Source organism: Streptomyces sp. NPDC026659 (assembly GCF_040638245.1).
GTDB lineage: Bacteria > Actinomycetota > Actinomycetes > Streptomycetales > Streptomycetaceae > Streptomyces.
The window spans coordinates 309,534-332,257 of the sequence record NZ_JBEZXY010000004.1 but is presented as its reverse complement, the minus strand read 5'-3'; the positions used below and the strand labels follow the sequence as shown (position 1 = coordinate 332,257).

Sequence of the window (22,724 nt, the reverse complement as noted above, 5' to 3'; positions counted from 1 at the left end):
TTGACAGGACCCTGTCCGAACCACCCCTCGGACAGACGTGAGGAACCCGTGTTCCGTTCCGGAAGTCCCCAGGAAGGGACAATGTGTGTGCGGGATCACCGGACGGGTGGAGCGAGATGGAACACGCGGAAGCGGAAGAGGACAGGCCGGGAGACCGGGCCACGGGCGGCACGGGCGGCACGGATGGCACGGGCGGCTCGGACGGCTCGGACGGTGAGCGGGTTGCCGTCGGTACGCCGGGAACGGCCGGCGGGCAGCGCCCGGGCCGGGCGGCGGGAGTGGCTCGCGGGCGGAGGCCGGGCGGCGCCCAGTCGTACCGCACCATGACCGCTTTCACCCCCGCCGACGAGGAGCGGCAGCGCGGGGTGCGGCGTATGAAGCTCACCGCGACCGGGATGCTGGTGTTCGTCGCGGTGGTCTACGTCCTGGCCACCTGGGCGGAGCACGCGGGCGCGGGCCCCTGGTCGGGGTACGTCGCGGCGGCCGCCGAGGCCGGGATGGTGGGCGCGCTGGCGGACTGGTTCGCGGTGACCGCGCTGTTCCGCCATCCGCTGGGCCTGCCCATCCCGCACACCGCGATCATCCCCACCAAGAAGGACCAGCTGGGCGTCTCGCTCGGCGAGTTCGTGGGGGAGAACTTCCTCTCCCAGGATGTCGTACGGCAGCGGCTGCGCGCGGTCGGCATCGGCAGCAGGCTCGGGGCGTGGCTCGCGGAGCCGGAGAACGCCGACCGGGTCACCGGCGAGCTGGCGACCGCGCTGCGCGGCGCCCTGACCGTGCTGCGCGACTCCGACGTGCAGGCGGTGGTGGGCGAGGCGATCACCCGCCGGGCCGACTCCCGGGAGATCGCCCCGGCGGTGGGCAAGCTCCTTGACCGGATCGTCGAGGACGGCGGCCACCGGCGCGTGGTGGACCTGGTGGTCTCCCGTGCCCACGACTGGCTGGTACGGCACCGGGACGACGTCATGGTCGCGGTGGAGGGCGGCGCGCCGGGCTGGACCCCGCGGTTCGTGGACCGCAAGGTCGGCGAGCGGATCTACAAGGAGCTGCTGCGCTTCGTCACGGAGATGCGCGAGATGCCGACCCATCCGGCGCGTGGCGCGCTGGACCGTTTCCTCACTGACTTCGCCTCCGACCTCCAGTCCGACACCGAGACCCGGGCGCGGGTGGAGCGGCTCAAGAGCGAGGTGCTGGGGCGGAGCGAGGTGCAGGACCTGATCGCGTCCGCGTGGACGGCCGTACGGTCCATGATCGTCGCGGCGGCGGAGGACGAGCGCAGCGAGCTGCGGCTGCGGGTGCGGGCGGGGCTGATCTCGCTCGGGTCGCGGATGGCGACCGAGCCGAAGATGCAGGAGAAGGTGGACAGTTGGGTGGAGGGCGCGGCGGTGCACGTCGTCACCACCTACCGCGACGAGATCACTTCCCTGATCACCGACACCGTGGCGGGCTGGGACGCGGAGCACACGACGCGGAAGATCGAGGCGCACATCGGGCGGGATCTGCAGTTCATCCGGATCAACGGCACGGTGGTGGGGTCGCTGGCGGGGCTGGTGATCTACACGGTTTCGCGGGGGCTGGGGGCGTAGGGCTGCGCCGCTTGACGGGATGGTCGTTGCCACCGGGTGGGGCTCCCGTCGGCCGGGGCTGCCGTGCCCGGTCCCGCGGGTCGGGGCTGCCGCTGAACGGTCACGTGGGCCCGGGCTGCCGCCGAACGGGTGACCGCCGGGCCTGTTTCCCCTGGCCCGGGGAACCCGGTTCTGCACCTTCGACGAGGAGGCAGCAGCCCATGAGCCGAGCCGAGACCCCGGCGTCCCGCCGCACCGCCCCCACGATCACCACCGACATCCCCGCGCGGCTGGACCGGCTGCCCTGGTCCCGCCGGCGGTGTACCTCGCGGCGACGGCGCTGACGTCGCTGTCGACCGAGGCGTGGTGGTTCTTCCTGTTCCGCTTCCTGACGGGCTTCGGCATCGGTGGGGAGTACGCGGCGATCAACTCCGCGATCGACGAGCTGATCCCCTCCGGGCACCGGGGCCGGGTGGACCTGATCATCAACGGCCTGAACGCGGCGACGCCGACGGCTTGCTGGTGCGTGGTGTTGTTCTTCGCGTCGGCGGCCGCCTCCAGCGCGTACCTCACGGTCTCCGAGATCTTCCCCATGGAAACCCGCGCGATGTCGATCGCCTTCTTCTACGCGCTCGGCACGGCGCCGGGCGGCATGTGCGTGGCGGGGCTGGTGGCGGCGGTACTGGCGGTGAACGCGGAGCGGCGGGGGCTGGAGGACGTGGCCAGGCCATTGACGGCGGTGGGCGGGGAGGGGGCAAGGGGGAGTGAGCGGGGAGGGCCTTTGCGGCCGGAGCCTGCGGGCGTGACGTACGCCCATGCCCGCAGGCTCCGGCCCGATGGACGACCAGGTCCCCCTGCCGGTACTTAACCCCGTCGGTCCGCCACGGCCCAGGACGCGAGGGCGACGGCGCCGGCGACGCCGAAGACGGACGGCCAGGCGCCCACCTTCTTGGCCAGGGGGTGGGAACCGGCGAAGGCGGCGACGTAGGCGGCCGTCAGCCCACCGGCGACCGCGGTCCCGGCCTGCGCCTGCCACTGCCGAGCGGCAGCCGCTCCGGCAGCGGCCAGAACGACACCGCCGAGCGGCCGCTTCTTGGTCCAGCGGGCGACGCCGTACCCCCCGACCAGCCCAGCGGCGGCGATCGCCGCACTCGGAACCTTGGCCATGGATGCCTCCTGATTGTTCCCGTATGTCGTGTCCTGGCCGAGGCTAACGGGGGCCGGGGGAGTGTCCGCGGGCGGGTGCCCCCAGCCGCACCTTGGCCGAAACCGGCACCCATGCGGGCGGGAAGCCGGGGTATCCGCAGCTTCCCCACCCCATGCCGCGCAGGAGGAGCCACCGATGACCCTGACGACACCGCACCCCAGAACCACCATCCCGGCGCCCCTGTCCCTGACGGACGCGGTACGCGAGGCCGGCCGGTACGGCACCAGGACGGAGGCGGCGACCGTCACCCGAACCGTCCTGACCTCCCTGGCCGCCCACATACCGCCCGAGCACCGCGAGCCCCTGTCCGCCACCCTCCCCCCAGAAGCGGCCCGCCCTCTCCTCACCCAGCCCCCGGCCCCCCACCCCCTCACGGCCCGCGAGTTCGTCGACTCGGTCGCGGCCCGGATGGAGGTTCCCTCGGCTACGGCGCGCTGGCATGTCACGTCAGTCTTGATGGCGTTGTCCTGCCAGTCGGATGCTGTCACGACACGCCTTCTCGCTTGTCTTCCGGCGGGGTATGCGTTGCTGTTCGGGCGGGCGGAACTGGCAATGGCGACAGCGGTCTAGGTAGGGAGTCCTGGAGCCTTCTCAGCTCGCCATGATGGCCGAGTACGTCCACGCATCGGCCGGCAGTTGATGCTCCAGGCGCCACTGGATAGCCATCGGCTTGCTGCCGGTGTGCTCCACGTACGTGGCCGGGCCGAGAAGCATCCACGGCTGGGACTTGCCTATGTCGGTGTCCTTGTACCTCCGCATGAACAGAAGAACCGTGCTGCCAAGCTGCTCGTGCTGCCGATAACGCGTGCCCGTACGGGATTCGGGAGAGATCGCGTTCTGTGACTCCCAGTGGAAGAGCGTGGGGCTGAGCGCGTAGTCCTTATACCTGATCGTGGGCGAGAAGTCCTTCTCGTTCTTTTCCAGAGTGATGAGAAGGGCATCGGTCTGGAGCTCATCCACCCACTGCACACCCTGCGCGAAAGTGCGCGGCATCTGGCCACCGAAGCGGGCCACGCCGAGGGCCGCAAGGACTTCCGAGCGGTTGTAGGAGCTGTGCACCTTCAGCGGTACCTGGCTGAGTCGGCCAGAGAGTGGGATGGGGAAGTGATCAGCCCGCTCGATGACGTATGAGAGCAACTGCGTGAGTTCGTCACGGAAGGCCTTCTGCGGGCGCAGGGATTCCAACCCCTCCTGGTAGGTGGTGAATCCGCCAGCGTTGTCATAGATGTTGAAGAACAGCATCCGTGCGTATGCCTGGTTGAGCGGGCTCAACTCGTCGTAGGACGGAGCGTCGTCCTGGAGCAGACGACGGTAAGCATCCGCACGCTCAGGGTCGTCCACGTGAAGGAAGGCGTGGACCCGCTTCAGCAGTGCCGTTTCTTCGGCGGGGGCCGTTTCCTCCAGCAGGCCAGCACGGCGCAGAATAGTGGTCCAGGAGTTGTCGCTCTTGTACAGCTCCTTGATCTCCCGGCGGCTCTCGCGGAGGTAGTCGGCGAGCCGCGGCGTGGCGTAGGTCTTCACCTCCTTCACCAGCGTCTTGACCGTCGCACCGATCTGGGTGCGGATGTTGCCGAGAACGTAGTCCTTGGACTTGCCCTCCAGGATGATCTGGCAGCCGGAGGGGAGCTGGGGGAAATCGTGCTCGATGTGGTCAATGAGCCGGTTCCGTGACAGGTTCGTCATGGCGCGGAACTGCTCTTCGAAGCGGAACTCGGCCCTGTGCTGGCCGATGAAGTCGAGCACGGTGAGGACGGGCTTCGACTCGGTGCGCCTGAGGCCCCGGCCCAACTGCTGAAGGAAGACAGTGGCGCTGTTGGTCGGGCGCAGGAGAAGCAACGTGTCGACGTCCGGGATGTCCAGGCCCTCGTTGAAGAGGTCGACGGAGAAAATCACCTGGAGCTTGCCGTCGCGCAGGCCAGTGAGGGCCTGGGAGCGCACGTCAGCCGGCGAGTCGCTGTCGAGCGCAACAGCCTGAAAGCCAGCCTCGCGGAAGAAGTTCGCCATGAAGCGGGCGTGTGCCTTGGTGACACAGAATCCCAGTGCTCGCATGGCGCCGGGATTGGAGACCTTGTCCTGGATCTGCTTCACGACGATCCGGGCGCGCGCATGATTGCCCGTGTAGAGCTTGTCGAGGTCCAGGTCGGTGTACGAACCCTTCTGCCACTGTAGGTTCGTCAGATCCGTTCCATCCGGGACGCCGAAGTAGTGGAACGGGCAGAGGAGATCGTTCTCCAGGGCTTCCCAGAGACGCATTTCGGCCGCGATCCGACCGTCGAAGAACTCGTCCTGGACGTTCCGCCCATCCATCCGCTCGGGCGTGGCAGTGAGCCCCAGGAGTTCCTTGGGCTTGAAGTGGTCGATGACCCGCCGATACGTAGATGCGGTGGCGTGATGGAACTCGTCGATGACGATGACGTCGAAGTGGTCGGGAGCCAACTGCTCAAGGCGCTGCACGTTGAGGGACTGGACGCTGGCGAAGACGTGGTTCCATTCGCGCGGGTCCTGGCCGCCGTGCAGCAGCTCACCGAAGGAAGCATCGTCCAGCACCTCGCGGTAGGTGCGCAGCGACTGCTTCAGGATTTCCTTGCGATGGGCCACGAACAGGAGCTTGGGCGGCCCATCGTCCGAATTCTTCCGCAGGCCGCGGTAGTCCAGCGCCGCCATGACGGTCTTTCCCGTTCCCGTGGCGGCGACCAGCAGATTGCGGTGCCGCCCGCGCAGCTCACGCTCGACGGTGAGGCGCTCCAGCATGTCCCGCTGATGGGGGAACGGCCGTACTTCCAGGCCGGAGAGGTTGATCTTCAGGTCAGTCCCACTGCTCGTGCCACTCGCCTGAGCGAGTGCTTCGTCAAGGCGCTGGCCGTGCTGATCAGGGTCATACGTTTCGAAGGCGATGTCGTTCCAGTACGCGTCGAAGGTTGCCTCGAACTTGTCGAGCACCGCGGGTGTGGCCACGGATGACAGCCGTACGTTCCACTCGAGGCCGTCGAGCAGCGCGGCCCTCGACAGGTTGGAGCTGCCGACATAGGCCGTGTCGAACCCCGTCTTCCGCCGGAACATCCACGCCTTCGCGTGCAGCCGAGTCGAGCGGATCTCATAGTTCACCTTGACTGTGGCGCCGAAGTCGCGCACGAGGCGGTCCAGGGCGTGGCGGTCGGTGGCGCCCATGTAGGTGGTGGTGATGACGCGGATCGGTACGTTGCGTTCCTTGGCGGCACGCAGGGCGTCTTCGAGGACGCGGATGCCGTACCACTTGACGAAGGCGCACAGCAGGTCGATGCGGTCTGCCGTAGCGAGTTCGGCCCGGAGCTCGGTGCCCAGGCTCAGGTCCTCGGGCGAGTTCGTGAGCAGCGAGGCTTCGGACAGCGGCGTCAGCGGCCGGATCGCATAGGCGCCAGGCGCCTCCTGTTCGGCGAGCGCGAGAAGCTGGCGGGGTCCTTCGATGAGCGTGCTGATCGGCTCCGGGTCACCCTGGTCGGTGGTCTGTGCGGCCAACGAGGTCAGGAGCTGATTGGCGAACGGCACCCGCTTATCCGCCGGGAGCTGGTTGAGTCGCTGCGCAACCAGCTCACCGATGTGTCGGGCCAGCACATGGGGCGACGACTCCGCGCTGACCGGCGCATCGATGGCCTTCCACCCCATGGCCTCGAGCTGGCCCAGCTCCTTCTCAAAGTCCTGGGTGATCAACTTTTCGTACACCCCAGCGGACAGCTGCCCTGACTCGTGCCCCTCGGCCACCGCAAACCCCCTCAACTACCTGTCAATGTGCATCTGTTTTAACAGCAGCCACTGACAGCGATAGCTTCAGGAACTCTCAGTGTGGCCACCATGACAGTCGGTGTACGGATTTTCCGACCCACACCAACACCCCGCCCCCACCTCCGGCGGCCACTCCGCCGCCAGCCCCCGCGCCGCCAGAGTCGTCGCGTACTGCGGCAGCAGGGCCGCGTCGGACGGGGACGCTCCCTCCGATGCCGCGAAGGCCTCGTACGACGGGACCGTGCCGGTGACGATGCCGAGGTTGGGGGTGCCGGAGCCGGCGAGTTCGCGGAGGGAGGTTTCTATGGTCTGGAGGTGGTGGGTGTGGGTGGGGTATTCGGCGGTCAGGGTGGGGAACGCCGTGAGGAGTTCGGTGAGTTCGGGGGCGGGCCAGTGGAGGACGGCGACCGGGAAGGGGCGGGAGAGGGCCTCGCGGGCCGTGTCGAGTTCGGCGCGGAGGCGGGAGATCTCGGCTTCCAGTTCGGCCGGGTTGTCCGAGCCCAGGGACCAGACGCGCTTGGGGTCGTGGAGTTCGTCCAGGGAGACCGGGGAGGCGTGCAGGGTGTCGGCCAGGCCGTCCCAGTCGTCGTGGGGCAGGCCCAGCATCCGGCGGACCCGGTGACGGCCGAAGAGCAGGGCGTGCGTCGCGTACGGCGGGCGTTCCGGGCCGTTGCCCAGCAACAACCGCGCGCCCTCTGTGAACGTCTCGTGCGCCGGCTCCAGTTCGTCGTGCGACTCCAGCGACTCCGCCACGATCACCCAGGGCGCCGCGTCGCGCGGGGCGGCCAGGCGGATACCGTCGATGATCGCGCGGGCCTCCGCCTCGTGGCCGTACTCCCACAGGTTCGACGCCTTGAGCGCGCGGACCAGTTGCGGGTTGTCCAGCGGGGCGGTGCCGGACAGTAGGCGGTCGTACAGCGCGGTCGCCGCGGGGCGGTCGCCGGACAGCTCGTGGTGGGCCGCGGCGCGCAGCAGCAGCGCCTCCGCGTCCTCCGGATACAGTCCGGCGGTCCGCTCCAGGCGTGCCGCCTCAGCGGTGTGGTCGACGTTCTCGGCAGGCGTGTCGGGGCGCATGGATGACACCGTACTGCCGACCACCGACACAGGTGCAGGGTGCGTCCGGCATCGGCCTTCGGGGGAATTCCGGGATTCCTCTTCGAATCCGGAACCGGGCGCCGATCTCCCGCGTTCCAGAAAGAGAGATCAACGAATGGAGGGGGTGGTGTCCGTGCGGTCGGTCGTTCTTCCGCTCGTCTTCGTGCAGCTCCTGCTGCTCCAGGCCGCCCTCCTCGGCACCGGCGCGCTCTCCGCCGCCGTCGCCCTCGCCGCGACCACCGCGGCCGCCTCCGCGCTCGCCGTCTGCTCGCTCGTCGCCCGCCGTGTCCCCGCCGTGCCCCGCACCCGCGTCCGTACGGCGATACGCGACCGGGACCGGCGTACGGCCTTCCTGCCGCAGCGTGATCCCGACGCGGCCGGCCGCCGCCGGCCCCGGGCCCCGGGGCGCGCCCTCGCGGCGATCCACGCGTAGGGCAAACCGAGAAGACCCACACCCCGATCGGCTTCCGAGCCGGTTTCCGGCCGTCAGTTCTCGGCCGTCAGTTCTCGGGTGTCAGTTCTCGGACTCCGGTTCTCGGGGTTCCGGTTCTCGGGCGTCCCGCCCTCCCGCGTGAGTCGTCATGCCGCCATGCCATTCCGCCGCACCCGGCACGACGCACCCCACTCCGGAGGGTCCACCCATGTCCGTCTTCGCCCGGCTCGTCGAGCAGCTCGCGAGTCTGCTGCAGCCGCTCTGTCACGCCTCCGCGGCCGCCGCCGCGATCGTTCTGTTCACCGCGCTCGTACGGCTGCTCGTGCATCCGCTGTCCCGGGCCGCCGCGCGCGGGCGGCGGGCGCAGGCGGCGTTGCGGCCGCGGCTCGCCGAGTTGCGGACGCGGCACGGGAAGGACCCGGAGCGGCTGCGGGAGGCGGTGGCGAAGCTGCACGCGGAGGAGAAGGTGTCGCCGTTCGCGGGGCTGCTGCCGAGCCTGCTCCAGTTGCCCGCGTTCTTCCTGCTGTACCACCTGTTCTCCAGCACCACGATCGGCGGCGGGAGCAACGGCCTGCTGGCGCACGACCTGTTCGGTGCCCCGCTCGGCGGCCGCTGGGCCGACGCGCTCGGCGCGGGCGGGGTGTTCGGGGCGGCCGGGGTGGTCTACCTCGTCCTGTTCGCCGTCGTCGCGGCCGTCGCCACCGTCAACTACCGGACCACCAAGCGGACGGCGGCCGAGAACCCCGTCATGACGCAGGAGGCGGAAGCATCCGTTCCCGGGCTCGGTACCGTCGGGAAGGTCATGCCGTTCATGTCCTTCCTCACGCTGGTGACCGTCGCGGTCGTGCCGCTCGCCGCCGCGCTGTACGTCGTCACCAGTGCGGCGTGGAGCGCGGCGGAGCGGGCCCTGCTGTAACCGCGGTACCTCAGAAGAGGATCGAGGCCAGCCTGCGCCACGCCTCGCGCGGCAGGTCGTCGCGGGAGGCGTCCTCCTCGACGACCTGGAGGGCGACGTGGTCGGCGCCCGCCGTGAGGAAGGACTCGACGCGGTCGCGGATGCGGTCGGGGTCGCCCCAGGCGTACAGGGCGTCGATCAGGCGGTCGCTGCCGCCCTCGGCGAGGTCGGCGTCGGTGAAGCCGAGGCGGCGCCAGGTGTTGGTGTAGTTGGGGAGCTGGAGGTACATCGCGACATGGCCGCGGGCCAGCGCGCGGGCGCGGGCCGGGTCGGGTTCCAGGATCACGCCGAGTTCCGGGGCGAGCAGCGGCTCGGGGCCCAGGATGTCGCGGGCCTCGGCGGTGTGCTCGGGGGTGACCAGGTAGGGGATCGCCCCCAGGGCGCGCGTGCCGGACAGCTCCAGGGTCTTCGGGCCGAGCGCGGCCAGCACCCGGCGCCCCGCCGGGACACCAGCCTTGTCCAGCTCGTCGAGGTACGAGACCAGCGCCGAGAACGGGCGCTTGTACTGCTCCGCCAGCCTGGCGTGGCTCACGCCGAGGCCGAGCAGGAAGCGGCCGGGGTAGGTGGAGTCCACCTCGGAGAACTGGGCCGCGCTCTCCGCGGCGTCGTACTGCCAGATGCTCTGGATGCTCGTGCCGACGACCAGACGGGAGGTCGCCCCGAGCAGCGGGAGGGCGTGGCGCGGGGCGCTGCTGCCGCCCAACCAGGCGGTACCGTAGCCGAGTTGTTCCAGTTCGGCCGCCGCCTCGGCGATCGCGTCGCGCCGGTCCGGGTCCTCGGAGCGCAGTCCCACGCTCCAGACGCCGTACCGGCCGATCGCGTCCTTGGCGATGCGTTCGCTCGTCGACTCGCTCATCGGGTCTGTCCCTCCGGCTGGGTTGGTGCCGTCGATCGTCGGTACTCGATCGTCGTGCACACCGGTCCCAACCGGAGGGAGCCGCGCGGTAATCCCGGGGCGCGTGTGACGGGTGGGAGGAGTCAGCCCGTCCGCAACCGTCGGGCCGCCGACACCGGTCAGGCCGCCAGGAACCGCTCCAGCGCCTCCACCACCAGCCGGTGGTCCTCGATCTGCGGCAGCCCCGACACCGTCACCGAGCCGACGACACCCACGCCGTCGACCGTGATCGGGAACGAGCCGCCGTGCGCCGCGTACTGGTCGGCGTCGAGCCGCGAGGACTCCTCGAAGGTCGTGCCCTTGGCGCGGAAGCGGGAGCCGACCAGGTACGACGCGGCGGCGTACCGCTCCACGACCCGGCGCTTGCGGGCGATCCAGGCGTCGTTGTCCGGGGTGGAGCCGGGCAGCGCGGCGTGGAAGAGCTGCTGGCCCGCGCGGTGGATGTCGATCGCGATCGGTGCCTGGCGCTCGCGGCCCAGCTCGACGAGGAGCGAGCCGAGGGCCCAGGCGTCGTCGTACGTGAACGTACGGAACACCAGGCGCTGTTCCTGCTCCTCCAGCTCCGCGATGCTCGGGGCCGGTGCGGGAGTAGAAGTCATCAGAAGGTCACCGTCACCTTGTCGAGGGCGGAGCGGCGGGCCGCTTCCAGGACGTCGAGGGCCTCGGCGGCCTCCAGGGCGGTCACCGGGTTGGGGCCGGTGCCGCGTACGGCGGCGGCGACGGCCGCGTAGTACGCCGGGTAGTCGCCGGGCACGGTCTCCACGGCGGTGCCGCCGCCGGTCACCGGGGACTCGCCGGAGCCGAGGCGGCCCCACAGCTCCGTCTCCTCGACGCCCCAGGCGGCCTCCGTGTTCGGCCGGGCGCCGTCACGCAGCGCGGCCTCCTGCGGGTCCAGGCCGTGCTTCACGAAGCCCGCGCGCGAGCCGAGCACCCGGAAGCGGGGGCCGAGCTGGGCGGTGGTCGCGGAGACGTAGAGGTGCGAGCGGACGCCGCTCGCGTGGGTCAGGGCGATGAACGTGTCGTCGTCGGTCTCGGCGCCGTCGCGGCGGACGACCGCCTCGGCGTAGACCTCGGTGACCGGGCCGAACAGGACCAGCGCCTGGTCGACGACGTGGCTGCCGAGGTCGTAGAGCAGACCGCCGATCTCGGCCGGGTCGCCGGACTCGCGCCAGCCGCCCTTGAGCTGCGGGCGCCAGCGCTCGAAGCGGGACTCGAAGCGCCAGACGTCGCCGAGGGAGCCGTCCTCGACGAGCTTTTTCAGCGTGAGGAAGTCGTTGTCCCAGCGGCGGTTCTGGAAGACGGAGAGCAGCACACCGCGCTCGTCCGCGAGGGCGGCCAGCTCGCGGGCCTCGGCGGCGGTGCCGGAGATCGGCTTGTCCACGACGACCGGCAGGCCTGCCTTCAGGGCGGTGGTGGCGAGCGGGACGTGCGTCTTGTTCGGGGACGCGATGACGATCAGGTCCAGCTCGTCGGCGCGGGCGAACAGCTCCTCGGGCGTGGCGGCCACGCGCACGTCCGGGAACTCGGCGCGGGCCTGCTCCTGCCGCTCGGGGTTCGCGGTGACGACCGTGTCCAGGACGAGGTCGTCGGTGGCGGCGATCAGCGGGGCGTGGAAGACCGAGCCGGCGAGGCCGTAGCCGATCAGGCCGACGCGGAGTGGGGTAGCAGTCATGCCGCCCACTTTCGCAACGCTGTTGCCAAAGTGCAAGCCGCAGGGACAATGGACCCTGTGAACAGGACGAAGAGCGGCCCCGGCCCGGTGGGAGCGAACCTCCTCGCGGTGCGGTCCCACAACACCGCGCTCGTACTCGATCTGCTGCGCGGGGCGGGGGCGGAGGGGATCAGCCGCCTGGAGCTGGCGGAGCGTACGGGGCTCACCCCGCAGGCCGTCAGCAAGATCACCGCGCGGCTGCGGGACGAGGGGTTCGCGGCGGAGGCCGGGCGCCGGGCCTCGACCGGGGGCAAGCCGCGTACGGTGCTGCGGCTCGTCCCCGAGGCCGGGCACGCGGTCGGTGTGCACCTGGACCGGGACGAGCTGCGTGCGGTGCTGCTCGATCTGAACGGGAACGTGGTGGGAGAGCGGTACGGCACGGTCGGGCTCGGCGGGGGTGCGGACGCGGTGCTCGATCTGGTCGCGGCCGAGGTGTCGGCGTTGGTCACGGGGTCTTTGGGCGGGTCGTCGCCGGCTGACACCTCCACGCTGCTCGGTGTCGGGGTCGCGCTGCCCGGTCCGCTCGATCATGTACGGGGCGTACTGCACCGGGTCACCGGCTTTCCCGAGTGGGCCGGGTTTCCGCTGCGCGACGCGCTTGCCGAGCGGCTGGGGGTGCCGGTCGTGGTGGACAAGGACACGAATGCCGCCGCGCTGGGCCTCGCGGCGGCGGGCGAGGGTGGGTCCTTCGCCTACCTCCACCTCGGTACGGGGCTTGGCGCGGGGCTTGTGATCGGGGGACGGGTGCACCGGGGGGTGCGGACGGGGGCGGGGGAGTTCGGGCACCAGGTGCTTCAGCTCGACGGGCCGTTGTGTCCGTGTGGGGACCGGGGGTGCGTGGAGGCGTTGTGCCTGGCGGCCGTGGCGCGGGGGGAGACCGCTGAGGCCGCGCGGGTGCTGGGGGTTGGCGCGGGGAATCTGGTGTCGTTGCTGGACATCGACCTTGTGCTGCTCGGGGGGCGGACGGTCGCGGGTGATCCCTCGGCGTATGTGCGGGGGGTGAGCGAGGTGCTGACCGGGCGGGCTCGACGGGCTGTGGGGGCGGGGGAGGCGGCGGGGGCGGTGCCCGTGCGGGTTGCCTCCGGCGGGGAGCGGGGGGTGGCTGTGGGGGCGGGGCAGTTGTTGCTGGGGGCGATGTTCGGGCGGGGGGAGGGGTAGGGCGGGGTGTTCGGGGGTCTGCCGCCTCGGCTTCGCCTTCGGCGGCTGTTTCGTTCCCACCCGCACCGCCCGTACAACTTTCGTCGTCGAGTGCGGGTGTCCCCTGTGGGGTGTACTCGCCGTCGGCGGCCTCGGGTCCAGGGGCTGTGGCCTCCGGTTGGGGGAGTTGGGCTCCACTGATCGGGCGGAGTTGTCGTGTCGCTCGGGGGGTGGGGGCGGCCGGGTGCGCTGGGGCGGGAAGTTCATAGGGTCATGCGATCGTCTGCTTCCTTGCCTCCTCTGGTCTCCTTGCCTTCCGTTCTCTGCCTCGCCTCGGCCGTTGTCCTGCTCCCGCTGAACCCCTCCGCCGCGCACGCCGCCACCACGGCCGGGTGCGCGCCCTCCGGTGACGGGCGGTCCTTCCCGTTGGAGACCCGTATCCATGGCGGCCCCAACTCCTATGCGGCGGGCGGCGATTACGGCGTCTGGTACATCGACCTCACCAACACCACCAAGGACACCTGCACCGGAGTCCACCCGGTCGTCGTCCTCACCGACGAGCGGCGCGTGCTGAAGCCCGTACAGCCCAGGATGGATTTCTACGACGGCTCCCGGGCGTGGCCCGTACGGTTCGTGACCACCGACGAGCAGGAGCTGATCGGGGTGCTGGAGGGCGACGGGTTCGGCGGGTTCACGGTGGCCCCCGGCAGGACGGTGAGCGTCAAGGTGCGCCTCGCCCTGGCCCCCGACGCCACCCCCGAACAGGTCACCGCCAACGCCGCCGTGATCCAGCGGAAGGGCGACGACGGGGACTGGGTGGGGGAGTCCAACGCCTATCGGTTCGGCGTCACCGAGGAGGGGAGCGGGGAGGAGGAGAGAGGTGAGGAGAGCGGGGAGGGCGAGTCGCCGACGGCACCGACCGCGCCGACAGCGTCTACAGCCCCGGCGGGGATGCCCACCGGCACCGTCGGCCCCGGCACCGCCGAGACCGGAGCCGCGCGGGAGACCACCCCCGGTACCGCGAACCCGCGGACCCCCGCCGCCACCACCCCGGGCACACCCGCCCCCGCCGACACCCGGGCCACCGCCCTCACCCCGCCCGGCACCCACCCCGCCCTCACCCCGGCCCCGACCCTCACCGGCACCGAATCCCCCGGCCCCACCGTCTACCCGACCACCCCCCAGCCCACCCCGACCTCCAAAGCCCCAGGGACCCCCGAGACCTCCGTCCCCGGAACCCCCTCCACCTCCGACGACGTAACGGACCCGGAGATCACGGAAGACACGGAGGCCGCCGAGGACCCGGAAGGCTCGGAGGACCCGGAAACGCCCGCAGACTCCACCGCCCCCGCCGAACTGGCCGCCACCGGCCCCACCCCCGCCCTCCCCCTCCTCGCCACCACCACCGTCCTCCTCGCCCTCGGTGCCGTCGCGTTCCTGATCGCCCGCAGGCGTCCCCGCACGCACCCCCGCCCCCGCCCCCGCCCCTGACCCAGTCACCCTCACTACGCTGGGGTCTGCACCGCACTCAAGCCGGGAGACGGAGACCTACATGGCAGACCGCAAGCCCATCGAGTCGTGGCTCACCGACATGGACGGGGTGCTGATTCACGAGGGTGTTCCGATTCCCGGGGCCGATGCCTTCCTGAAGAAGTTGCGGGAGGCCGAGCGGCCGTTCCTGGTGCTGACCAACAACTCCATCTACACGGCCCGTGATCTGCACGCCCGGCTGCGCAGGCTGGGCCTCGACGTGCCGGTGGAGAACATCTGGACCTCGGCGATGGCCACGGCCCAGTTCGTGAACGAGCAGCGGCCCGGCGGCAGCGCCTATGTCATCGGGGAGGCCGGGCTGACCACCGCGCTGCACGACGTCGGCTACATCCTCACCGACCACGAGCCGGACTTCGTGATCCTCGGGGAGACCCGTACGTACTCCTTCGAGGCCATGACCAAGGCCGTCCGGCTGATCAACGACGGCGCCCGGTTCATCGCCACCAACCCGGACAACGTCGGCCCCTCCATCGAGGGCGCGCTGCCCGCCACCGGCTCGGTCGCCGCGCTGATCACCGCCGCCACCAAGAAGAAGCCGTACTTCGTCGGCAAGCCCAACCCGCTGATGATGCGGGCCGGGCTCAACGCGATCGGCGCCCACTCGGAGACCTCCGCGATGATCGGCGACCGGATGGACACCGACGTGCTCGCGGGCCTGGAGGCCGGGATGCGCACCTTCCTCGTCCTCACCGGCGTCACCCAGCCCGACGAGGTCGACCGCTACCCCTACCGCCCCTCCAAGGTCGTCGACTCGATCGCGGACCTGATCGACCTGGTCTGAGCAGGCGGTTCGCCCACCGCCCGCACAAGCACGCGCGTCACCAGTAGGTCCGCGTCACGGTCTCGGGTGGCCGCCCCGCGCGTTTCCACTCCTGGAACAGCGCGGCGGCCACCACGACGAAGTCCACCCGGGTCGCCGGGTCCGGGTTCTCCACGTTCCCCGAGCCCCTGCGCGCCAGCATGTCGCCGATCGGTACGGCGTCCGGTGTGCAGGGGCGGACCTCTTCGGTGTCCGTGCGGAGGAGGACATGCCCTGTGACGCTGTCGTCGATCTCCCAGTCGTAGACGATTCCCAGGGCCGCGGCAGCGCCCCGCCTGGTGATGCGCACGTTCGCCGCCATCTGTCCCCGACTCCCGGAATCCGGCCGCCGGTGGGAGGGGCCACCGGCTCGTCAAACCCGGAATCATTCCGCCCCCACCCGAACGGAGCAAGCGTCCCCCTCCCGGGGATGCGGGGGCGCTCCGCTCGGGGGAGCCTCCAGATATCTGGAGGTTCACGATGTGCTCAGCTCGCCTCACTCTCTGTGTGCCGCTCCTGGCGGCGGCCGCCCTCGCTCCCGCCGGGCTCGCCCCCACCGTGCTCACCGCCGCCCACGCGGCGGACGGCGGTGTGACCGTGTCCCCGGCCTCGCCCGCCCCCGGCACCGACGTGTCCCTGCGGGTGCGCGGCTGTTCCAGCACGCAGGGGAGCGCGGTGTCGTCCGCGTTCGTCTCCGCCGCCCGGCTGACCGGCATCGGGGGCGCGCTCGCCGGGGACACCCGGGTCCGTACGGCGCTGAAGGCGGGTGCGTACGACGTCCAGGTCACCTGTGCCGACTACGCGTTCACCAGCCGGATCACGGTGGCCGACCGGCCCGCCGGGGACGCGGGACGGCCCGTCGGTGACTCCGGTCGGGCGACCGGCCCCGACGACCCGGCGGTGGACTCCGCCGAGGAGCCCCTGACCGCCGCCTCGCCCATCGCCCCGGTCCACGCGGGCGGCGGCGGCATGGCGCAGGGCGTCACGGCCCACCGCGTCACGGCGGACGGCGACGGCGACACCCTCTTCGCCACGGTCGCCCCCACCGGCTCGGGCCCCGGCGCCGCGCAGGCGCTGAGCGGCCTGGCCCTCGCGGGCTGCGCGGCGGCCGGAGTCGTCCTGCTCCGGTCCCGCCGGAGACGCGGCACCGACTGAGGGCACGGAATCCGTCATGCCCGATGAATCCACCGCGTCCGGCGAGGGCGCGCACACCTCCGGCACCGGCCGGCTGGTCATGATCACGGCCTGGGCGGTCCTGCTCCTCGGGCTGTGGCTGTGGGGCCGCGAGGTGACCGGACTGCCGGACACCGCGGCCGGCGACCTGGCCGGGCTCGGCAGGGCGTACGACGGTACCCCCCTGCCCGCCCCGGCGAAGCCGCTGACCGCCTCCGCCCCGCAGCGCCTCGACATCCCCCAACTCGCCGTCCAGGCACCGGTGATGTCACGCGGCCTGGACAGCAAGGGCGCGATCGTCCCGCCGCCCTTCGACCAGCCCGGCGTGGTCGGCTGGTACGGCGCCGGAACCGCGCCGGGCGCCGTCGGCACCGCGCTGCTGGTCGGCCACGTCGACACCACGACCCGGGCCGCCGTCTTCTACCGGCTCAGCACCCTCAAGCCCGGCGAGAAGGTCCGCGTCGTCCGCGCGGACAACAGGGTCGCCGAGTTCACCATCGACGACGTCCAGGTGATCCCCCTGACCCGCTTCGACGCCGACCGCGCCTACGGCCCCCGCAGGCCCGGCCGCGCCGAGCTGCGCCTGATCACCTGCGGCGGCACCTTCGACCACACCACCCGGAGCTACACGGCCAACGTGGTCGTCTCGGCGTACCTCACCGCCACCGGCCCCTGACCCCGGCTGCCCGAAACCATCAACTCCCTTTCCTGGACGACCTCGTGACGTCCGGACCGGTATGCCACGATTGATACCCGACCGGATGCGCTCCAGGGGGGAATCGCATGTACGACGGCAGGGGGGACCGTCCTTCGGGACGGGCACGGATGTCCGCGGTGCTGCTGGGGGCGGCGCTGCTCGCGGCGGGGTGCTCCTCGAAGGACCCCGGGGACAAGGACGCCGGGAACAAGGACACCGGGGCCCGGATCACCCAACAGCCCCGCGCGGAAGACCCGTTCTGGGTCAACCCGGACGGCAACGCGGCCCGCCAGGTCGCCGCCTACGAGAAGGCGGGCAGAAAGACCGAGGCCGACCGGATACGCAGGATCGCCGAGCAGCCCACGGGGGAGTGGATCGGCCCGGAGAGCCCCGAGCGGGAGGCACGCGGCTTCACCGAGGCCGCCGAACGCTCAAACCGTACCGCCCTGTTGGTGCTCTACGACATCCCGCACCGCGACTGCGGCCAGTACTCGAGCGGCGGCGCGGCCGACGGCGACGCCTACCGCGCCTGGATCGACGGCGTGGCCCGGGGTATCGGGGACCGCCCCGCCACCGTGATCCTCGAACCGGACGCCCTGCTGCACCTGGTCGACGGCTGCACCCCCGCCGAGTTCCACGAGGAGCGCTACGACCTGCTCTCCGGCGCGGTGAACCGCCTCAAGTCCCTGAAGAAAACCAAGGTCTACCTCGACGCGGGCAACGCGGGCTGGGGCCACCCCGACCAGATCCACGACCCCCTCCGCCGGGCCGGCATCGACCGCGCGGACGGCTTCGCCGTGAACGTCTCCAACTTCTACTCCACCGAGGACTCCCTCACCTACGGCAAACGCCTCTCGGCCAAGGTCGGCGACAAACACTTCGTGATCGACACCAGCCGCAACGGCAACGGCCCCTACACGGGCGGCGATCCGGCCGAACGCTGGTGCAACCCGCCGGGGCGGGCTTTGGGTGCCACCCCGACCACGAAAACCGCCGACCCCCTGGTGGACGCCTACTTGTGGGTCAAGCGCCCAGGGGAGTCGGACGGCACGTGCAAGGGAGGCCCGAAGGCGGGAGATTGGTGGCCAAGCTACGCCTTGAAACTGGCGGAAGCAGCAACTCCCTAAAGGGGGGCGGGGAACTGCGCGACAAGCCACGACGAAAGCCGCACCCGTCATGGCACCGCAGTTCCCCACCAAGCCCCAGCGGCAGCGCTACGGCACCCGAACCCACCGCGCCACCGACGGAGTCCCCTGGTCGTCGTCCACGAACAGCATGTACCACCCCGACTGCACCAGATTCCGGCTCCCCGGCACCGTCACGGTGAGCCGATCCCCCGCCGTCTTGAAGTCCAGCGCGATGGACCGCTGATCCACGTCCGTGACATGCGTGGACGCGCTGGGCCGGATCAACCGCACCTTCCGGATGCTCTGCGCGTGCCGCGAGGTGAACGTCCCCGAGGCTCCCCGGGCGATGACACTGGGCCCACCGCTCAACTCCGGCCGCGCGTCCCGGTAGAGATACGGCGGGCTGTAGACCTCGACCCGCTGCTCGAACACCCCCGGCTTGGTGTTCGCCTTGTCGCCGTAGAGCGAGTCGGAGCCGAAGAACAGCACGCGGCCGTCCGGGAGCAGCAGGGAGCCGGAGTGGTAGTTCCGGCCGACCAGCGGGTCCGCGACACGGGTGAAGCTGTTGCCGTCGGGGTGGTAGAGCCGCGCCTGGTGGATGTTGGAGTCGCCGCGCCCCCGGTAGTCCTCCGAGCCGCCGGAGACCAGGACGGTGTCGTCGGGCAGGATCGAGGACTGCGGATAGCGGGTCCCCTTCTCCAGCTCGGGCCCGTCCGTGAAGCGGGGCTGCTTGGCCTTGAGGTCGATGAGCCGCGTCTTCTTGCTGGACTGCGCGGACTCGCCGACCCCGCCCCCACCGATCACCAGGAACCGCTCGTCCTGGGCCGGAGGCAGCAGCACGGTCCCCGAGGTCTCCATCCGGTCCGGGTCGCTGAGCCCCGGCAGGACGCTGAACTCGTTGCTGTCCAGATCCCACACGCCCGGGACGCGCCCCACGTCGTCGGGGCCGTAGCCCGCGTTCGATCCGGAGTAGAAGATCTTGCCGTTCTGGAGCAGGAACAGCGCCGGGTAGGTCGGGAACTGCCGGATCTTCTTGGTGTACGTCCACTTCCTGGTCTTGGGGTCGAAGACCTCGTTCTTGCCGGGGACGAGCTGGCCGATGTCGTCGAGCCCCGAGACGCTGAGGATCTTGCCGTCGGACAGGGTGGTCAGCGTCGGGTACCAGCGGGCCTCGTGCATCGGGTCGACCTTGATGTACCGCTCGGCCACCGGGTCGAACTCGTAGGCGTCGCGGATGCCCTGGAAGTCCTTCTTGTCGAGCGCGAGCTTCTGCGCGATGCCGTACGTGTTGCGCGCGTCGGTGCCCTTCAGGCCCTGGATGCGGTAGTTGTCCTGCGTACCGGTCTCGTACTTGGCGCCGCTGCGCTGCGCCTCGACGTAGATGCGACCGAGACCGGGGTCGTTGCGCAGGAACTTGCCGGTCTTGCGGTCGAAGACCTTCTTCGCGCGCGGGACGAGCACCGGGTCCTTGGAGACGAAGGTTCTGCCGTTCGTCCGCCCGGTGAACCTCGTGCCCGCGGGCACGGTCACCGGCTTGTCCGGGTTCTCGTTGTGGACGATCATCAGGCCGCCGGCCTTGGTGACGTCGCCCTTGAGCTTCTCGTACCGCTTGGTGCCGCCCGCGATCAGCAGGTTGCCGTTGGCGAGCTGGGTGTGGCCGGTGCAGAACAGGTCGCTGGGCGTGGGGATCTTCTTGATCGTGCCCTTGACCGGGTCGTAGAGCCGGGTGTCGAACTTCTTCCGGTCGAAGTTGTCCTGGTTGTTGCCCGACCCGGCGACCAGCAGCACCTTGCCGGTGTGCAGCAGCGCCGCGTGGATGGTGTCCTGGCGGTACTCCTCGGGGAAGTCGATGACGTCCCAGTGGCCGTTGGCCGCCTTGTACTCGGGCTCGTTGATCTTGTACTGGTGGTACTGCGCGGTGCCGAAGCGGTAGAGCCAGGGGCCGTTCATCCCCGCGAGCGCGAGCACGACGACGCTGCCCATGGCGAGCCGGCGGACCCGGCGGCGCCCGGTGTGGTTCCTCATTCCTTACGCCCCCCGAGTCCGCCGAGGGCGATCGGCAGGGTGTCGTCGCGCCGGCCGTCCGGTGGTGGCCCGTTCCAGACGGGCCGGGGGTGCGGGATCTGCGGGGTGCCTTCGGCCACCACCTCGACCTCGTCCGCGGCCTTGATCCCATCCGCGACTTCGACGTCGACTCCGACTCCGACTCCGGCTTCGACGTCGACCTCGACTCCGGCTTCGACCTCGGCCGGGTCCGCCGCCCGCCGCTCCCGCCACAGCGCGTACCGCCACGCGAAGACGGGCGCCGCCGTGATCAGCAGCGCGAACACCGCCCAGGTGATCATCGCCGGATGCGCGTGCCCGAGCACGAAGCCCGCGGCCAGCGACCCCGCGAAGACCGCGATGAAGAACCAGTGGATGCGGAAGGTCCCGAACAGCGTGTCCGGGCTGGCCGAATCACCCTTGGGCGTCACCACGAAGCGGCTCTTGCGGCGCAGTACGGCGTCCATCAGCGAGCGGGCGTAGACCGGCGCGGACAGTGCCGACATCACCATGCCCGCGACCCCGCCGGAGCCCTCCGGCTCGTGCGGGGAGACGTTGTGCCGCCGGTTCCAGATGTACAGGCCGATCTGGAGCGCGGAGGCGTTGCCGTAGAGCATCAGCCACACGGTCGGGTCGATGTTCACGCCCGAGGCGCCCAGGCCCAGGAACAGGGCGCAACTGAGCGCCGCCAGAATCCAGTTGAGGGCGGACATCGGGTAGAACACGATCATCATCGTGTAGTTGAAGAGCTTGCCGGGCGGCAGCGTGAACAGGCCCTTCCAGTACTGCTTGAGGATCGTCTCGTACGTGCCCCGGGACCAGCGCAGTTGCTGGGTGAAGAAGTCGGTCCAGGCGTTCGGGCCCTCGCCGACCGCGAGCACGTCGGGCGTGTAGACGGACTTCCACTTGCGGCCGGTGGCCGGGTTCTTCGTCCGGTGCATCTCGAAGCCGGTGGCCATGTCCTCGGTGATCGAGTCGTACAGCCCGCCGATCTGCCGGATCGCGCTGATGCGCACCGCGTTGGAGGTGCCGACGAACATCGGGCCGCCGTACCGGTTCCCGGCGCGCTGGATCAGCGCGTGGAAGAGGAACTGCTGCGACTCGGCGGCCTTGGTGACGAAGGTGTCGTAATTGCCGTACACCTGCGGGCCGATGACGAAGCCGACGTCCGGGTCGCGGAAGTAACCGAGCATCCGCTCCAGGTAGTTGGGCAGCGGGACGTGGTCGGTGTCGACGGAGGCGAAGAAGTCGTACTCCTCGCCGTGCGCCTCCAGCCAGGCGTTGTAGTTGCCGTGCTTGGTCTTCGCGCGGTACGGCCCCTCGGGGCGGTTCCAGCGCTCCACGCCCTTGCGGGTGAAGTGGTGGACGCCGAGGCGGGCGCAGACCTCCTTGACGGCCGGGTCGTCGCCCTCGTCGAGGAGCCAGACGTGCAGCAGGCCCTGGTGGCGCAGTCGGACGGCGGCCTCCAGGGTGCGGGTGACCATCTCCAGCGGTTCCTTGCCGGGCACGAAGGTGGTCAGGAACGCCACGCGGGTGCCGGTCTCGGGCACCACCGGCACCGGGTCGCGGGCGACGAGGGTGGCGTGCGCGTTGGACAGCACGTTCACACAGCGGAAGAACTCGATCAGGCCGATCGAGACCAGCATCACCGTGTCCAGCGCGGGCAGGAAGGCGTAGGTGGGATAGTCGCGCTCGGTCCAGTGCTCCGGCTGGAGCAGCCAGGCCAGCAGGACGAGCGAGAGCAGCGGGGCGGCGCCGAGCATGAGCGCCGCGCGTATACGGTGCGGCTCCTGCGCGAGCAGCGAGCGGTAGCGCACGGTGTAGGGCCGGCCGGGCGGCGGCTGGGTCAGTGGCCCGGCGAGGCGGCTGTAGTGCTCGTAGTCGTATCTGGGCAGGTTCCTCCTGATCCTGCGGAACTGGCCGTCCCGGTGCTGGACGGTGTGCGGCCGCGTGGTCCGCGACGGACCGTCGCTCTGGTCATGGCTCTGCCGGGCGCCCTGCGGCGTCGACGTCATGAGTGATCCCCCCACACGCGGGTCAACGCGTGTTTCGTCGGTCGTCCGCCCCGCCGGTGCCCCCTCGGCCGTCGCGGGACGGTGAACTCCGGTCAAGCGCGGCATCCCCCTCGGCGCCGCTCAGTCGGCGGGCCCCCTCCCGCCGGTCGACCATCGGTACCAAACCCCCAACTGCCGTGTTTCCACGGCATGATGGACAACAGGGTTCTACGGCGTCGAGCATGATCGCAAGATGCGAAACGCGGTGTTTACCGGTCAAAAGTGTTCATGTTCCGCACAACGCGATCAGGCCCCCCGCTTACGCGAGGGGCCTGATCGTTGTCTGTGCGCCGCCAGGGACTCGAACCCCGGACCCGCTGATTAAGAGTCAGCTGCTCTAACCAACTGAGCTAGCGGCGCCTGCTGACAGAGAAAACTCTACATGACCTGGAGGGGTACCTCCGACCACCTCCGGCCGCCCCTGATCGCTCCGCCGCCCTTCAGGGGGCCGCCGTACATCATTCGGACCGTCAACATGCGCGTCCCGCCGACAGTTGTGAGACTGATCGACGTGCACACTCGC

Annotated in this window: 19 protein-coding genes, 1 tRNA gene and 1 pseudogene; 11 read left to right on the top strand and 10 right to left on the bottom strand. The window is 70.6% G+C overall.

All coding sequences use genetic code 11. The features are described 5' to 3' along the window. Nucleotides 1–323 precede the first annotated feature (323 nt). Both AB0E91_RS13585 and AB0E91_RS13580 read left to right on the top strand, forming a co-directional pair. On the top strand, nt 324–1,586 hold the full coding sequence (locus AB0E91_RS13585) for a DUF445 domain-containing protein (RefSeq protein WP_361779825.1): 1,263 nt from the start codon (nt 324–326) through the stop codon (nt 1,584–1,586). 200 nt (nt 1,587–1,786) lie between these two features. Further along, a pseudogene (locus AB0E91_RS13580) lies at nt 1,787–2,433 on the top strand (hypothetical protein). On the opposite strand, the gene AB0E91_RS13575 reads toward AB0E91_RS13580, so the two are convergent. Then, nucleotides 2,430–2,732 (bottom strand): hypothetical protein, encoded by a 303-nt coding sequence (locus tag AB0E91_RS13575; protein ID WP_161179814.1) that lies wholly within the window; start codon nt 2,730–2,732, stop codon nt 2,430–2,432. The pseudogene AB0E91_RS13580 and the gene AB0E91_RS13575 sit on opposite strands and share 4 nt — an antisense overlap. Nucleotides 2,733–2,907: 175 nt before the next feature. On the opposite strand from AB0E91_RS13575, the gene AB0E91_RS13570 reads away from it, so the two are divergent. Further along, nucleotides 2,908–3,342: a DUF2267 domain-containing protein gene (locus tag AB0E91_RS13570; RefSeq protein WP_361779822.1), complete on the top strand. Its 435-nt coding sequence runs from the start codon at nt 2,908–2,910 to the stop codon at nt 3,340–3,342. A 21-nt stretch (nt 3,343–3,363) separates the two neighbouring features. Here AB0E91_RS13570 and AB0E91_RS13565 read toward each other — a convergent pair whose 3' ends face one another. Beyond that, nucleotides 3,364–6,483 (bottom strand): DUF3427 domain-containing protein, encoded by a 3,120-nt coding sequence (locus AB0E91_RS13565; RefSeq protein ID WP_361780144.1) that lies wholly within the window; start codon nt 6,481–6,483, stop codon nt 3,364–3,366. 93 nt (nt 6,484–6,576) lie between these two features. Beyond that, nucleotides 6,577–7,605: a hypothetical protein gene (locus AB0E91_RS13560; RefSeq protein ID WP_361779820.1), complete on the bottom strand. Its 1,029-nt coding sequence runs from the start codon at nt 7,603–7,605 to the stop codon at nt 6,577–6,579. Nucleotides 7,606–7,741: 136 nt separating this feature from the next. Here AB0E91_RS13560 and AB0E91_RS13555 point away from each other — a divergent pair, with 136 nt between their 5' ends. Next, nucleotides 7,742–8,059, top strand: coding sequence for a DUF6412 domain-containing protein (locus tag AB0E91_RS13555; RefSeq protein WP_361779817.1), 318 nt, complete (start codon nt 7,742–7,744; stop codon nt 8,057–8,059). Between the two features lie 208 nt (nt 8,060–8,267). Then, nucleotides 8,268–8,975, top strand: coding sequence for a membrane protein insertase YidC (yidC, locus tag AB0E91_RS13550; protein ID WP_361779814.1), 708 nt, complete (start codon nt 8,268–8,270; stop codon nt 8,973–8,975). Between the two features lie 10 nt (nt 8,976–8,985). Here yidC and AB0E91_RS13545 read toward each other — a convergent pair whose 3' ends face one another. The 3 genes from AB0E91_RS13545 to AB0E91_RS13535 form a co-directional block, all read right to left on the bottom strand. Then, nucleotides 8,986–9,870: an LLM class F420-dependent oxidoreductase gene (locus tag AB0E91_RS13545; RefSeq protein ID WP_361779811.1), complete on the bottom strand. Its 885-nt coding sequence runs from the start codon at nt 9,868–9,870 to the stop codon at nt 8,986–8,988. Between the two features lie 158 nt (nt 9,871–10,028). Then, complete coding sequence (locus AB0E91_RS13540) at nt 10,029–10,508, bottom strand: heme-degrading domain-containing protein (RefSeq protein WP_361779808.1); 480 nt, start codon at nt 10,506–10,508, stop codon at nt 10,029–10,031. After that, entirely contained in the window at nt 10,508–11,581 is a 1,074-nt protein-coding gene (locus tag AB0E91_RS13535) for a Gfo/Idh/MocA family oxidoreductase (protein ID WP_361779805.1), read from the bottom strand. The genes AB0E91_RS13540 and AB0E91_RS13535 overlap by 1 nt, the downstream gene beginning before the upstream one ends. A 48-nt stretch (nt 11,582–11,629) precedes the next feature. On the opposite strand from AB0E91_RS13535, the gene AB0E91_RS13530 reads away from it, so the two are divergent. The 3 genes from AB0E91_RS13530 (at nt 11,630) to AB0E91_RS13520 (ending at nt 15,089) form a co-directional block, all read left to right on the top strand. Next, nucleotides 11,630–12,778 carry an ROK family transcriptional regulator gene (locus tag AB0E91_RS13530; RefSeq protein WP_361779802.1) on the top strand — a complete coding sequence of 383 codons (1,149 nt, stop codon included), beginning with the start codon at nt 11,630–11,632 and terminating at the stop codon, nt 12,776–12,778. A 288-nt stretch (nt 12,779–13,066) separates the two neighbouring features. Continuing rightward, complete coding sequence (locus AB0E91_RS13525; protein ID WP_361779799.1) at nt 13,067–14,248, top strand: hypothetical protein; 1,182 nt, start codon at nt 13,067–13,069, stop codon at nt 14,246–14,248. Nucleotides 14,249–14,309: 61 nt separating this feature from the next. Continuing rightward, nucleotides 14,310–15,089, top strand: coding sequence for an HAD-IIA family hydrolase (locus tag AB0E91_RS13520; RefSeq protein ID WP_361779796.1), 780 nt, complete (start codon nt 14,310–14,312; stop codon nt 15,087–15,089). A gap of 37 nt (nt 15,090–15,126) precedes the next feature. Here the strand turns inward: AB0E91_RS13520 and AB0E91_RS13515 are convergent, their stop codons facing one another. Then, on the bottom strand, nt 15,127–15,429 hold the full coding sequence (locus tag AB0E91_RS13515) for a hypothetical protein (RefSeq protein ID WP_361779793.1): 303 nt from the start codon (nt 15,427–15,429) through the stop codon (nt 15,127–15,129). Between the two features lie 158 nt (nt 15,430–15,587). On the opposite strand from AB0E91_RS13515, the gene AB0E91_RS13510 reads away from it, so the two are divergent. From AB0E91_RS13510 to AB0E91_RS13500, 3 genes are all read left to right on the top strand, one after another. Beyond that, nucleotides 15,588–16,262 carry a hypothetical protein gene (locus tag AB0E91_RS13510; RefSeq protein ID WP_361779790.1) on the top strand — a complete coding sequence of 225 codons (675 nt, stop codon included), beginning with the start codon at nt 15,588–15,590 and terminating at the stop codon, nt 16,260–16,262. A 16-nt stretch (nt 16,263–16,278) separates the two neighbouring features. Then, a complete protein-coding gene (locus AB0E91_RS13505) occupies nt 16,279–16,956 on the top strand; it encodes a class F sortase (protein ID WP_361779787.1) in 678 nt (225 codons plus the stop codon). 149 nt (nt 16,957–17,105) lie between these two features. After that, the gene (locus tag AB0E91_RS13500) at nt 17,106–18,104 is read left to right on the top strand and encodes a glycoside hydrolase family 6 protein (RefSeq protein WP_361779784.1); all 999 of its coding nucleotides are present in this window, start codon (nt 17,106–17,108) and stop codon (nt 18,102–18,104) included. An 87-nt stretch (nt 18,105–18,191) separates the two neighbouring features. On the opposite strand, the gene AB0E91_RS13495 is transcribed toward AB0E91_RS13500, so the two are convergent. From AB0E91_RS13495 to AB0E91_RS13485, 3 genes are all read right to left on the bottom strand, one after another. Beyond that, complete coding sequence (locus tag AB0E91_RS13495; RefSeq protein ID WP_361779781.1) at nt 18,192–20,129, bottom strand: kelch motif-containing protein; 1,938 nt, start codon at nt 20,127–20,129, stop codon at nt 18,192–18,194. Continuing rightward, the gene (locus tag AB0E91_RS13490) at nt 20,126–22,162 is read right to left on the bottom strand and encodes a glycosyltransferase family 2 protein (protein ID WP_361779778.1); all 2,037 of its coding nucleotides are present in this window, start codon (nt 22,160–22,162) and stop codon (nt 20,126–20,128) included. The genes AB0E91_RS13495 and AB0E91_RS13490 overlap by 4 nt, the downstream gene beginning before the upstream one ends. A gap of 325 nt (nt 22,163–22,487) precedes the next feature. Next, a tRNA-Lys gene (locus tag AB0E91_RS13485) sits at nt 22,488–22,561 on the bottom strand. Nucleotides 22,562–22,724: the final 163 nt, after the last annotated feature.